General features: G+C 67.0%; 9 protein-coding genes. 1 reads left to right on the forward strand and 8 read right to left on the reverse strand.

Features of this window, described 5'->3' with window-relative positions; genetic code table 11:
• Positions 1-122: 122 nt before the first annotated feature.
• Complete coding sequence (locus C8J44_RS00390) at positions 123-533, reverse strand: MarR family winged helix-turn-helix transcriptional regulator (protein ID WP_121902927.1); 411 nt, start codon at positions 531-533, stop codon at positions 123-125.
• A 73-nt stretch (positions 534-606) separates the two neighbouring features.
• On the opposite strand from C8J44_RS00390, the gene C8J44_RS00395 reads away from it, so the two are divergent.
• Positions 607-2364: a chloride channel protein gene (locus C8J44_RS00395; protein ID WP_404969182.1), complete on the forward strand. Its 1758-nt coding sequence runs from the start codon at positions 607-609 to the stop codon at positions 2362-2364.
• On the opposite strand, the gene cobA is transcribed toward C8J44_RS00395, so the two are convergent.
• From cobA to C8J44_RS00430, 7 genes are all read right to left on the reverse strand, one after another.
• Entirely contained in the window at positions 2309-3151 is an 843-nt protein-coding gene (cobA, locus tag C8J44_RS00400; protein WP_121902928.1) for a uroporphyrinogen-III C-methyltransferase, read from the reverse strand. The two genes, C8J44_RS00395 and cobA, sit on opposite strands and share 56 nt — an antisense overlap.
• A complete protein-coding gene (locus C8J44_RS00405) occupies positions 3141-5735 on the reverse strand; it encodes a nitrate reductase (RefSeq protein WP_121902929.1) in 2595 nt (864 codons plus the stop codon). The genes cobA and C8J44_RS00405 overlap by 11 nt, the downstream gene beginning before the upstream one ends.
• 115 nt (positions 5736-5850) lie before the next feature.
• On the reverse strand, positions 5851-6189 hold the full coding sequence (gene nirD / locus C8J44_RS00410; RefSeq protein WP_175518279.1) for a nitrite reductase small subunit NirD: 339 nt from the start codon (positions 6187-6189) through the stop codon (positions 5851-5853).
• Positions 6186-8699 carry a nitrite reductase large subunit NirB gene (gene nirB / locus C8J44_RS00415; protein WP_121902930.1) on the reverse strand — a complete coding sequence of 838 codons (2514 nt, stop codon included), beginning with the start codon at positions 8697-8699 and terminating at the stop codon, positions 6186-6188. The genes nirD and nirB overlap by 4 nt, the downstream gene beginning before the upstream one ends.
• Positions 8700-8737: 38 nt before the next feature.
• Positions 8738-10120 carry an MFS transporter gene (locus C8J44_RS00420; RefSeq protein ID WP_121902931.1) on the reverse strand — a complete coding sequence of 461 codons (1383 nt, stop codon included), beginning with the start codon at positions 10118-10120 and terminating at the stop codon, positions 8738-8740.
• Between the two features lie 383 nt (positions 10121-10503).
• Entirely contained in the window at positions 10504-11718 is a 1215-nt protein-coding gene (locus C8J44_RS00425; RefSeq protein WP_121902932.1) for a CmpA/NrtA family ABC transporter substrate-binding protein, read from the reverse strand.
• A complete protein-coding gene (locus C8J44_RS00430) occupies positions 11718-12296 on the reverse strand; it encodes an ANTAR domain-containing response regulator (protein WP_121902933.1) in 579 nt (192 codons plus the stop codon). The genes C8J44_RS00425 and C8J44_RS00430 overlap by 1 nt, the downstream gene beginning before the upstream one ends.
• Positions 12297-12724: the final 428 nt, after the last annotated feature.

Raw genomic sequence — 12724 nt, forward strand, 5'->3', positions numbered from 1 at the left:
CGTTTCGCCACCGCGTTCCGCGCTGTGGTCGTTTGCGTAGCGGCTACCGATACGCGCAAGCTCACCTTGGCATTTTAGATCGTATCGCGACAGATGTTTCCCGCCGGGCACGGGCGCATGCCTTACCCAAACCGATCGAGCATTTCGGTCAGCATTGGCCGGAGACGGGCGATCTCGTCGCGATGAACCGATGACAGACCCGCGAGCATCGTCTCGCCCTCGGGCGTCAGCCGGAGCAGCGAGCGGCGCTTGTCGCCGTCGGAATTGTAGCGAACGACGAGGTTTGACGCCTCCAGACGGTCGATCAGTCCCGAGGCGCTATGCGGCTTGAGGACGAGCCGCGTCGCGACATAGCCGATCGTGATGTCGTCGACCGGCGCGGCCCGGATCGCGAGCAGCGCCTGATGCTGTTGCGGCGCAAGCCCAGCCGCCGCAGCCGCAGTCTCGCTGAAGGTCGTGAACAGCCGCAACGCATGGCGAAAATCCGCCAGTGCCCGGTAATCGGCGTCCTTCAATGCGTCCGTATCGCTCATCGCAGTCAGCCCGTGTTGATATATATCGCACTACGATATAATAGTCTGCCTTCCTTGGAGGCGAAAGACTCTCATCATGATCGCAGCGGTACGAGCAATCGAAAACCACCGGCTCGCGGACCATAGCGCGGACCGGCGAATGCTGATGCTGGCGGCGATGGCGATCGTCGTCGGGACCGGCGGGGCGCTTGCGGCATGGATGCTCATCAAACTCATCGCGCTCGCGACCAACCTCTTCTGGTTCGGTCGACTTTCCACGCGGTCAGCCGCGATCGTCGACACGCTTGTCGGGCCGTGGATGGTCGCCATTCCCGTCATTGGCGGTCTCATCATCGGCCTGATGGCGCGCTACGGCTCCGACAAGATCCGGGGGCATGGCATACCCGAGGCGATCGAGACGATCCTGTTTGGCGAAAGCCGGATGTCGGCCAAGGTCGCTCTGCTCAAGCCGCTATCCGCCGCGGTATCGATCGGCAGTGGCGGGCCGTTCGGGGCGGAAGGGCCGATCATCATGACCGGCGGGGCGATCGGATCGCTGTTCGCGCAACGCTTCCACATGAGTGCCGCCGAGCGCAAGACACTGCTCGTCGCGGGCGCGGCGGCGGGCATGACCGCGATCTTCGGAACGCCGCTCGCCGCGATCCTGCTGGCGGTCGAGGTGCTGCTGTTCGAATGGAAGCCGCGCAGTTTCGTGCCGGTGGTGGTCGCCGTCCTGGTCGCGTTCGCGTGGCGACCCGTGCTGCTCGACGGCGGCGCGATGTTTTCGTTCGTGGGTACGACTCCATCCGGGGGGTGGCCGATCGCGTTCGCGGCGGGAGTCGGTCTGGCCACTGGCATGCTGGCGGCGGCGCTGTCGGTCGCGCTTTACGCGGTGGAGGACGCGTTTCATCGCCTCCCGGTGCACTGGATGTGGTGGCCGGCAATAGGCGCGGTCGTCGTCGGTCTCGGCGGACTGGTGGACGCGCATGTCCTGGGTGCCGGCTATCCCAATATTCAGGCGTTGCTCGATGGATCGCTTGCGGTGCGTGTCATCCTCGCGCTTCTGGTCGTGAAGGCCATCGTCTGGCTGGTGGCGCTCGGGTCCGGAACGTCTGGCGGTATCCTCGCGCCGCTGTTGATCCTAGGCGGGGCGGCGGGCGCGCTGATTGGTCAGTTTTTACCCGGTGGATCCGGATTCTGGGCGATGATCGGGATGGCCGGGATCATGAGCGGGGCGATGCGCGCGCCGATCACCGGGGCGCTGTTCGCGGCCGAACTGACGCGGCATTTCGATGCCTTACCGCTGACCATCGCCGCCGCTGCCGCCGCTTATGCGGTCAGCGTCCTGCTGATGCGGCGGTCGATCCTGACCGAGAAGATCGCACGCCGCGGTCGGCATATCCTGCAGGAATACAGCGTCGACCATCTCGACCTGATGCAGGCCGAGCAATTGATGTCACGCACGCCGGCGACGTTGCCGGGTTCGATGACGACCGCAGACGCGACGACCTTTTTCGCGGAGCGTGCCGAGCATCGAAGCTATCCGGTCACCGACGATGCGGGTCGGGTGCTGGGCCTGGTGTCGCGGACCGACGCCTTGCGCTGGCGGACTATGCAACCGGGCACCGACGTGTCGCTGACCGAGACCTTGTCGGACGCTTCGTTGCTCGTCGCGTATCCCGATACGCCGATCGGAGTCGTCGCCGACATGATGGTCGAAACCGGCGTCGGACGCGTGCCGATCGTCGCGCGCGATACGCGACAGGTTGTTGGCATCCTCTCGCGTCAGGACTTGCTCAAAGCTCGCCGCACGCAGCGTCAGTCGGAAACCGGACGGGCCGGTTCGCGCTAGCAGCCCGAACTCCGAGTTGCGCGTCTGCGCCGTCGTTTGCACCGCATGCTATCGACGATACCGCGATCGCCTCGCCGATCAGCAGCAGCGCCGGATCGTGATCGCTGATCGTCTCAACCAGGAACGCGAGCGCCGACAGCCGGCCGCGCAGGATGCGCTCGGAGGGGAGCGAGACGTTGACCGCGACCATGACCGGCGTGTCGGGCGCCCGCCCGGCCGCGATCAGGTTGCGCGCGACTTCGCCGGCGGCAGCGCGGCCCATATAGACGGCGAGCGTGGCATCGGGCGCGGCGAGTGCGGTCCAGTCGAGATCGAGCGCTTCGCCGGCACGGGCGTGCGCGGTGACGAAGGTGAGTTTCCGCGCGAGGCCGCGTAACGTCAGCGAGGCGCCACCCGAGGCCGCTGCGGCGCTGGCGGCGGTGATGCCGGGGCAGATCCGTACCGTGATGCCGTGCGCGGCGAGGTGGTCGAGCTCTTCGGTCGAGCGGCCGAAGATCGACGGGTCGCCGCCCTTGAGGCGGACGACGCGCTTGCCGGTGAGCGCTGCCCTGGCGAGCAGGACGTTGATCGAGACCTGATCCTTCGAATGCCGGCCCGATCGCTTGCCGACACTTACCCGCTCGGTGCCGTCAGGAATGAGTGCAAGGACGCCCGGGCCGACCAGCGCGTCGTAGAACACGATGTCGGCCGCCGCGATCAGTCGCTCGGCTTTCCGCGTGAGCAGGTCGGGATCGCCGGGCCCGGCACCGACCAGCCAGACCGAACCGGGCGGGAAATCATGCGACATGTGCTGATCCTTGCGTGACGAGGAGTTTGGCGAGGGCAGGGCGGCACGATCCGCAATTCGTGCCGGCCTTCAGCGCAGCCCCGATCGCGGTAACGTCGGCGAGATGCTGGTCGGCGATCGCGGCGAGAATGGTCTTCAGCCCGACGTCGAAGCATGCGCAGACGATCGGGCCACGGTCGACCTGAGCGCCCGGCGCGCGGCCGGCGAGCAGGGTGGGCGCAGCGATGGCCTCGCTCAGTTGTGCGACGAGCCAGTCGCGGGGCGGAAGTGCACCGTCCCGGGTCACGAACAGGACGGCGGCGAGCTTGCCGCCCTCCAATATCGCGATCCGGCGCGAGCCTCGAGCCGCATCGACCGCCTCGATCCGCTGGCCCTTCGGCAGCAACGCGTCGAGTGCGGCGGCGTCGCCGTTGCCCGCCATGTCCCACGCCGTTCCACCCGACACCGCGACGCGCGTCGCCCACAGGCAATCGGGGCGCGTCGCCGGTTCGCCGCGGACCACGACGAAGCCGCGCCATTCGGTCGCGACGGGCTCGATCCGAACGGGCGTGAATTTGAAGCCCGGCTGACCCGAGACAGGGTCGGCGAGCGGGCGAGGGAGAAGCCCGGCGCGGCCGCCGGTCGCGGTGCGGTCTGTCCAGTGGATCGGTACGAACAACTCGCCGATCCGCTGCGTCGCGACGACGCTCGCGCGGAAGACGCTGTCGCCCTGTGGCGTCGTCACGCGCGCCAAGCCGCCATCGACGATCCCCAGTCGCGCCGCGTCGTCGGGGTGGATCTCGACCAGCGGTTCCTCGCGGTGGCGCGCGAGCTTGGGCGACAGGCCGGTACGGGTCATCGTATGCCACTGGTCGCGGTAGCGCCCGGTGTTGAGCGTCATCGGCCATTGCGTAAGCGGGGCGGCAACCGGCTTTTGCGCCACCGGCACGAGGCGCGCACGGCCATCGGGTGTGGAGAACCGGCCGTCCGCGAAGGGTGCGCCGCCCCAACGGAACGGCGTCATCGTGTCATACTCGGCGTTGCCCTTTGCGGCATGGCCAGGAAGCGCGAACAGCCGCGTGCCGCCGTTCTCATAGGCCGACAACCGGCAATGTTCGCGCCAGATCTCGGCCGGGCGGTCATAGGAAAACGCCGTCTTCCACCCCATTCGCCGCCCGACATCGGAGATGATCCACCAGTCGGGTTTCGCCTCGCCCGGCGCGGCCATGAACGCGCGCTGGCGGCTGATCGTGCGGTCCGAGTTGGTCACGGTGCCGTCCTTCTCGCCCCAGGCGGCGGCAGGCAGGCGGACGTGTGCGTGGACCGAAGTGTCGGTCGTCTCGATCACGTCGGAGACGACGACGAACGGGCAGGCGGCCAACGCCTCGCGCACGCGGCCGGCATCGGGCATCGACACCGCGGGGTTGGTCGCCATCACCCACAGCGCCTTGATCCGGCCGTTGCCGAGCTCGCGGAAGAGGTCGACCGCCTTCAGCCCCGGCTTGGTCGCCATGTTCGGCGCGGCCCAGAACCGACCCACACGGGCGACGTTCTCCGGCGCGAAGTCCATGTGCGCGGCGAGTGAGGACGCGAGCCCGCCGACTTCGCGACCACCCATCGCATTGGGCTGGCCGGTGATCGAGAAGGGCGCGGCACCCGGCTTGCCGATGCGGCCGGTGGCGAGGTGGAGGTTGGTGATCGCGTTGACCTGATCGGTGCCCGACAGCGACTGGTTCACGCCCTGGCTGAACATCGTTACGGTCTTCGGCGTCGCCGCGAATAGTTCGAAGAAGCGCCGGAGGTCCTGCGGCGGAACGTCGCAGATGCGTGCCACCGACCACAGGTCGCTGCCTTCGTCGAACTGGTCCCAGAACGCATCGGGCGTCGCGACGTGTGCGGCGAGATAGTCGTAGTCGACCACGCCCGCGTCACGGCACCACGCCAGCAAGCCGTTCATCAGCGCGACGTCGGTGCCGGGCCGGATCGCGAGATGGAGGTCGGCCTCGTCCGCGGTTTCGGTCCGGCGCGGGTCGATCACGACGAGCTTGGCGCCGGCGTCGCAGCGCGCGCGGATGCGTTGATAGACGATCGGGTGGCACCAGGCGGTGTTCGATCCGACCAGCACGATCAGGTCGGCGGCGTCGAGATCGTCGTAGCTCGCGGGCACGATATCCTCGCCGAACGCGCGCATGTGGCCCGCGACCGCGCTCGCCATGCACAGCCGCGAATTGGTGTCGATGTTCGCCGAGCCGATGAAGCCCTTCATCAGCTTGTTCGCGACGTAATAGTCCTCGGTGAGCAGTTGCCCGGAGACATAGAACGCGACGCTGTTGGGGCCGTGCTGCGCGATCGTGTCGCGGAAGCGTTTCGCGACCAGGTGGAGCGCCTTGTCCCACGATGCGCGGCGCTGGCCGATCATCGGGGTGAGGAGGCGGCCTTCGAGCCCGATCGTCTCGCCGAGATGGGTGCCTTTCGAGCAGAGCTTGCCGATGTTGGCGGGGTGGTCCGGGTCGCCTGCGATCGTGACGCGGCGTTCGCCGGTCGGCGCCGCGAGTATGCCGCAACCGATACCGCAATACGCGCACGTCGTGCGAACGGGCGCCATTAGCCCTCTCCCCCTCGGGGAGAGGGTTGGGTGAGGGGCAGTTGGGACGGGCAGCACGCGCCCCAACCCCTCACCCCGACCCTCTCCCCGCAAGGGAGAGGGAGCAGTGGCACGATCACGCGGCGGCTTTCATGGTCGAGGTGCGGCACAGCAGCACCCGCCCACCGCTCACCTTCACCGGGATCACCGGCGTACACCCCTTGTCCTCGCCGAGCGCCTCGCCCGTATCGAGCGCGATCCGCCAGTTGTGCAGCGGGCACGCCACCGCGCCGCCATGCACGATCCCCTGCGACAGTCGCCCACCCTTGTGCGGGCACCGATCGGCCAGCGCGAAGACCTTGCCGTCGCCGGTGCGAAAGACCGCGATGTCGTCGCCACCGGTGACCTGCACCGTACGGCTGCCGCGGACCGGGATCTCGTCGACCCAGCCGATATCGAGCCATTCGCCGATCATGCCATTTCCCTCCCGAGAAAGACGGGCGTGTCCAGAGGTGTGAAGCGCGCCATCGGGGCGTGCTGTTCGCGATGCTCGCCCGCAGCGCGGGCCGCCCACGGGTCGTCCTGCGTGAACTGCTGCGAGAACAGGAACCGTGCCGCCAGCGCATCGCGGCCCTCCGGATCGTCGGCGATCCGTTCGCGAATATATTCCACGCCGATCCGCTCGATCCACGGCGCGGTGCGTTCCAGATAGCGCGCTTCCTCGCGGTACAACTGGATGAACGCGGCGCAGTACTGCATCGCCTCTTCCTCGGTCGCGACCTTGCACAGGAAGTCGGTCGCGCGGACCTTGATCCCGCCATTGCCACCGACCGACAGCTCGTAGCCGCTGTCGACGCAGACCACGCCGAAATCCTTTATCGTGGCCTCGGCGCAATTGCGCGGGCAGCCGCTGACCGCGATCTTGAACTTGTGCGGCATCCAACTGCCCCAGGTCATCCGCTCGACCTTGACGCCGAGCCCGGTCGAATCCTGCGTCCCGAACCGGCACCAGTCCGACCCGACGCAGGTTTTCACGGTGCGCAGCGACTTGCCGTACGCATGCCCGCTGACCATCCCGGCGGCGTTGAGATCGGCCCAGACCGCGGGCAGATCCTCCTTCTTGATCCCGAAGATGTCGAGCCGCTGACCGCCCGTCACCTTGACCATCGGCGCATCGTATTTCTCCACGACATCGGCGATCGCGCGCAGCTCGCGCGGGTTGGTGAGCCCGCCCCACATCCGCGGCACCACCGAATAGGTCCCGTCCTTCTGGATGTTGGCGTGCACCCGTTCGTTGACGAACCGGCTCTGCTGGTCGTCCTTGTAGTCGCCCGGCAACGCGCAAAGCAGGTAGTAATTGAGCGCAGGCCGGCACGACGAACATCCGTCGGGCGTCGACCAGCTCATCTTCTGCATGACTTCGGGGATCGAGCGCATGCCCTGCGCGACGATCTCGCGGCGGACGTCGTCGTGGCCGAAGCTGGTGCATTTGCACATCGTCTTCACCGAACGTTCGCCCGAATACTCGTCGCCGAGCGTGACCGCGAGCAGCGTCTCGACCAGTCCGGTGCACGATCCGCATGATGCCGACGCTTTGCAGGTCGCGCGGACCGCGTCGAGCGTCGCGTTGCCGGCGCCGATGCACGCCACGACCTTGCCCTTGGTGACGCCGTTGCAGCCGCAGATCTCCGCATCGTCGGAGAGCGCCGCAACGGCCGCCTTAGGGTCCGCAGTGGCTCCTCCCGAGGCGAAGGACTGGCCGAAGATCAGCATGTCGCGGATGGGGGCGATGTCTTCGCCGCGCTTGAGCAGGTCGAAATACCAGCCGCCATCGGTCGTGTCGCCGTACAGCACCGCGCCGACGATCCGGTCGTCCTTGACCACTACGCGCTTGTAGATGCCGCGCGACGCATCGCGCAGGACGATGTCCTCCGCGCCGGCGCCGCCCGAGAAATCGCCCGCCGAGAACACGTCGAGCCCGGCGACCTTCAACTTGGTCGAGGTCACCGATCCGCGATAGCCGCTGTGACTGTCGGTCAATCCATCGGCGAGCGCGCGGCACATGTCCCACAGCGGCGCGACGAGGCCGTAGACGTTGCCGTCATGCTCGACGCATTCGCCGACCGCGAGGATCGACGGATCGCTGGTGACCATGTGGTCGTCGACCTTGATCCCGCGGCCGATCTCCAGCCCGGCGTCGCGCGCGAGCGCCACCGAAGGTCGGATGCCGACCGCCATGACGACGAGGCTCGCGGGGATCAGCGTGCCGTCTTTCAGCAGCACGCCCTCGACGCTTGTGTCGCCAACGATCTCGGCGGTGTTCGCCTCGGTGAGAATGACCTGACCGCGCGATTCCAGCGCCGACTTGAGCAGCCAGCCGGCGGCCTCGTCAAGCTGGCGTTCCATCAGCGTCGGCATCAGGTGGATCACCGTCACCTTCATCCCGCGCAACGTGAGGCCGTGTGCGGCTTCCAGCCCGAGCAGCCCGCCGCCGATGACGACCGCCGCGCCGCCCTTTCCAGCAGCCTCCAGCATGTGATCGACGTCCGCCATGTCGCGGAACGAGATCACGCCGGGCAGGTCCTTGCCGGGGACGGGGATGATGAACGGATCGGAGCCGGTCGCGATCAGAAGCCGGTCGTATGACACCGTCAGCCCCGACCGTGCGGTGACGGTCTTTGCGGCGCGGTCGATCGCCTGCACCGGGTCGCTCGTCACCAGATCTATGGTGTTGGTCGCGTACCAGGCGTGATCGTTGATGACGATCTGCTCGAACGTCTTCTCGCCCGCCAGCACCGGCGACAGCATGATGCGGTTGTAGTTCACGTGCGGCTCGGCACCGAAGATCGTCACGCGGTACCGGGTCGGATCGCGCGCGATCAGTTCCTCGACCGCGCGACAGCCGGCCATGCCGTTGCCGATCACGACGAGGTGCTCGCGCCGCTTGGAAAAGGGGGTGTCGGGGCAGGGGGGGTGGTGTTCCATCAGATCATCCAGTCGGGTTGGAGCCGGGAATGGGAGGGTCATGCAGGGAGCGCGCCGTTGACCGAGCGGTCGCTGGTGCGGCGTGCGTCGAGCGCCGCGTCGAGCAGCGCGCGCTCGTTCGATTTGTGCGTGGCGGAGAAGCGGACGGCGAGCGCGCAGACCGCGGTGCCTGCGACGACGTAGCCGAGCACGATGAGGCATTGCTGCGGGGTGGCCGACGCCTTGTTGAGGAACCCCGCCGCGACCGCGCCGATATTGCCGCCCGCGCCGATCAGCCCGGCGACCCCGCCCAGCGCCTTGCGGTCGATGAACGGCACCAGCGCATAGGTCGCGCCGCACGCCATGTGCGTGAACAGCCCGAACATCGTCATGGCGAGGATCGCGAGCGTGACGCTGCCGGCATGACCGAACAGCACCAGCCCGACGCCTTCGCCGAGCATCAGCGCGAACAACAGCAGCGCGCGGCCATCGAGGCCTTTTCTGAGCGCGATCCGATCGCTGGCGATTCCCCCGAGCGCACGGGCAAAGAGCGCGAGACCACCGAAGATCCCGGCGGCGAGGCCCGCATTGGTCAGCGAAAGCCCGAACCGGTCGACGTAATAACTCGCCGCGATGTTGTGGATGAAGATCTCGACGCCGAAGCACGCGCCGTACGTCGCGGCGAGCATCCAGGTGCGGTAATTGGCGGCGGCGCAGCGGAAGATCGCCATGCCGGTCGCCTTGCCGCCGTCGAGTTCGATGCCCGCCGCGCGGAGGTCGACGATGTCACCCTGCGGCGTGTCCTGTGTGTAGCGTGCATAGACGAACGCCATCGCGAGCATCGCCACGCCCGGCACGAACATCGCCGCGCGCCAGCCGAACGCATGCTCGACGCCGAGACCGACCAGCGCCGCGACGACCAGCGGCATCAGGCTCTGGGCCGCGCCGCCCCCCGCATTGCCCCAGCCGCCGACGGTCGCGTTGGCGGTGCCGACGACGTTGGGCGCGAACATCACGCTGGTATGATATTGCGTGATCACGAACGACGCGCCGATCGCGCCGATCGCGAGCCGGAAGAACAGGAACGTCTCGTACGTCTGCGCGAACGCCAGCCCGAACACCGGGATCGCGCCGAGCAGCAGCAGCCACGTATATGTGCGCCGCGGGCCGAACCGGTCGCAGAGCGGTCCGACCACCAGCCGCACCAGGATCGTCACCGCGACCGCGGCGATGTTGATGTTGGCGATCTGGTCCTTGCTCAAACCAAACTCGGCCTTGATCAGCGGCATCAACGGCGCGGCGGCGAACCACGCGAAGAAGCACACGAAGAACGCCAGCCATGTGACATGGAACGCGCGCATCTGCGGCGTGGCGGCACTGAACAGGTCGATCCTGGTGGCTTTCGGCGCGGCGGTGTCGATACCTGGTGATGCGAACAACATGGTCGGCCCTCCATCTGCGGCGGACAAAGAAAAAGCCGCCCCGACGGCGACCTTGCGGACGCATCGGAGCGGCTTCGTTGCCTATGGACGATCGGTGGATCGTCCTACGCGGTCAGGTCCCGTCGTTGGAACCGGTCTCGCGATGATTTCGTGTCCGACTCCCTTGCCGGACGATGCGAAGATGACCGAAGTGGCCTTATCGTGCAAGCGTCATTTCGCGGGTGCAGCAGATTCGGGTTGAGCGGAGCGATTGACCGCTAAAACACCCCTCCCTGAAAGGGAGGGGCAGGGGGTGGGTCGGCTTCCGCATGTCCGAACCGAAGCGGCTCAAGCCGGCCAACCCACCCCCAACCCCTCCCTTCCAGGGAGGGGAGAAGCGGGATTTAGGGCAAGCCGGCCAGATACCCCTCGATATCATCCGGATCGAACGCCCGCCGATCGAAGAACGCATCGCGCCCAAGGATCAACCGCCCCTGCGTAGAGCCCGCCCCAATGCTGTCCGCCCCGATAGCCCCCTCCAGCTTCGAACTCGCATTCGGCAGCGGCGCGCCCGAACCCGCCAGCGCCGCGCGATACACGTCCGGGCGGAACACACCTTGCGCGACGTTCGCCTCTTCGGCCGAGAACGGCGTGCCGTCCCACCGCACCATCTGCGAATACAGCCATGCCGCCTGACTCCGCCACGGGAAGTTCGCGGCCTCGCGGTACTGGAACATGAAGTCGGGAACATGGATCGGCACCGCGTCCTTCACCAGCCGCACCCGGTCGCCGATCGCCCGCGACACCGCATCGACCGGCGCGTCGAGATATTCGGGACGAGCAAGGATCGCCGCATTGTCCTCAAGCGTGTCCGGGTCGACGAACTGCGCGGCGGCGGCATGCAGCGCCCGGATCAGCCGGTGGACGACGTCGCCGCGTTCGGCCAGCGTGGCGGCGCGCATCGCCAGGACCTTTTCGACGCCACGCTGCCAGACCTGCGCGGTTACCAGCGCGATCCGCCCGACGCCGCGATCGACCGCGACGCCGTTCCAGGGCTCGCCGACGCAGATGCCGTCGACCTCGCCCGCCGCCAGTGCATCGGCGGCGAAGGTCGGGCTGGTCGTGACGATCTCGACGTCGGTATCCGGGCGGATGCCGACCGCGGCGAGCCAGTAGCGCAGCATGTAATTATGGCTCGAATAGCGATGCACCACGCCGAACCGCAGCCGCCGCCCCGTCGCGGCACGCTCGGTCGCGACCGCCTTCAGTCGCGCACCCAGCACGACCGGATCGCCGAGCGCATCGCCGTCCATCACCTGCGCCGCGAGCGGCAGCGATAGCGTGATCGCATTGCCATTGAGCCCTAGCACGAACGGGACTGCCATCGCTACTGCTGGCCGCCCACGCCCCAATGCCGTCGCGATCGCCAGCGGCGCCACCATGTGCGCAGCATCGGTATGCCCGTACAGCAACCGATCGCGCACCGTCGCCCAGGTCATGTCGCGGACCAGTTCGATCTCCAGTCCCTCGGCCTCGGCGAACCCGCGTTCGCGCGCGAGGATCGGCAGCGCAGCATCGACGAGAGGGAGGAACCCGATGCGGACCCGGTCGAGCGCCATCACAAATCTCCCATGAGCGCATCGCTGGTGATGATCGCATCGGCGATCTCGGCGATCCTGCGGTTGGATCGCATCGCCTGCGCGCGGAGCAGGCCGTACGCGGTCGGCTCGTCGATGCCGCGACGTTTCATCAGGATCGCCTTGGCGCGGTCGACGGTGGTGCGATCGGCGAGTGCGCTGCGAGCCTCGTGCAACTCCGCCTGCAATCGTGCAAACGCCTGGAAACGGCGGATCGCGAGGTCGATGACCGGCTTGATCCGCTGCTTGGCGAGTCCGTCGACGATATAGGCCGAGACCCCCGCATCGACCGCGGCAGCGGTGGATTCCGCGTCGCTCTGGTCGACGAACATCGCGATCGGGCGGGCCAGTGCGCGTGATACCGCGAAGAATTCCTCGAGCACGTCGCGGCTGGGGTTCTCGAGGTTGATCAACACCACTTCGGGCGCTGCCTTCTCGAGCGCGGCGACCATCCCCAACGTGCCGTCGATCACGACGATATCGTCGAGCCCCGCCTCGCGCAGGCCGTCCGAAATGATCGCCGCCCTCGTGTTGCTTGTGTCGATGATCGCGATCCGCATCGTGCGATCTTATGCTGCACCGATCCTCGTGGCGAGGGCACATCGATTTAGGTTGGGACAGTAGGCGAAGAGAGCGAGTACGGCCTGAGACCGATCGCTGGGCCAAACAGCCACACTGGTATTGAAGAATCTACGCCTGAACGTATTTCTAAGCTGCTGAAAATGATAGCCAATCGCCGTTAATACAGGGCGAAAGTTGGAACGCTGCTAATTACCCGTAAACGACTGCTTATGGGTCGACGCCCCCCCCGCGCGGCGATGGTGACTCGAATGTGAGGGGCTTCAGCGTTGAGCGATTGCGATCAGCGCAAGTGCCTATATCATCGAATGATACCGTCGGCATCGGGACAGGCTTGTTCGGCCTCACATCGATCATCACGTCCTTCGATAGCGAGATTTCGCCCAGAACGTGGAGGGTCGCGGACAGG

Origin of the sequence: Sphingomonas sp. PP-CE-3A-406 (genome assembly GCF_003688625.1) — a bacterium.
Classification (GTDB): Bacteria; Pseudomonadota; Alphaproteobacteria; order Sphingomonadales; family Sphingomonadaceae; genus Sphingomonas.